Origin of the sequence: Brochothrix campestris FSL F6-1037, assembly GCF_000525915.1 — a bacterium.
GTDB lineage: Bacteria > Bacillota > Bacilli > Lactobacillales > Listeriaceae > Brochothrix > Brochothrix campestris.
Genome location: NZ_AODH01000087.1, coordinates 1 through 799 on the forward strand (window position 1 = coordinate 1; position 799 = coordinate 799).

Consider the following 799-nt stretch of genomic DNA (forward strand, 5'->3'; position numbering starts at 1 on the left):
AAACAGATGCCGACGGCAAACCATTAGCAGGAGCAGCCTTCAATGTAATCGATGAAACTGATGCGGTTGTTGCATCAGTAAAAGCGGACGACGAAGGAAAAGTAACGGTTAACGATTTAGCACCAGGCAAATACAGCTTTGTAGAAACAAAAGCGCCAGCAGGTTACATCCTTAACCCAACAGCGATGGCGTTTGAAATTAAAGCAGAACAAGCAGGCGAGCCAAAAGTGATCGAAACAGGCGCGTTTGTGAATTATCAAGGCACAGCAACATTACTGAAAACAGATGCCGACGGCAAACCATTAGCAGGAGCAGCCTTCGATGTGATTGATGAAACTGATGCGGTCATTGCATCAGTAAAAGCGGACGACGAAGGAAAAGTAACGGTTAACGATTTAGCACCAGGAAAATACAGCTTTGTAGAAACAAAAGCGCCAACAGGTTACATTTTAAATACAACACCGGTTGCATTTGAAGTAACTGCTGACCCGACAGCGGAGTCAACAGTAGTCGATGCGGGCGCGTTTGCGAATTATCAAGGCACAGCAACAATACTAAAAACAGATGCCGACGGCAAACCATTAGCAGGAGCAGCCTTCGATGTGATTGATGAAACTGATACGGTTGTTGCATCAGTAAAAGCGGACGACGAAGGAAAAGTAACGGTTAACGATTTAGCACCAGGAAAATACAGCTTTGTAGAAACAAAAGCGCCAACAGGTTACATTTTAAACACAACCCCCGGTTGCGTTTTGAAATTAAAGCAGAGCAAGCAGGCGAGCCAAAAGTGATTGAAACA

General features: G+C 44.7%; 1 protein-coding gene. It reads left to right on the forward strand.

Going from position 1 to position 799, the window contains the following annotated elements; translation table 11 throughout:
- Positions 1-791: MSCRAMM family protein (locus BCAMP_RS14070; RefSeq protein WP_269479300.1), on the forward strand; the 791-nt coding region annotated here is incomplete at its 5' end.
- Positions 792-799: the final 8 nt, after the last annotated feature.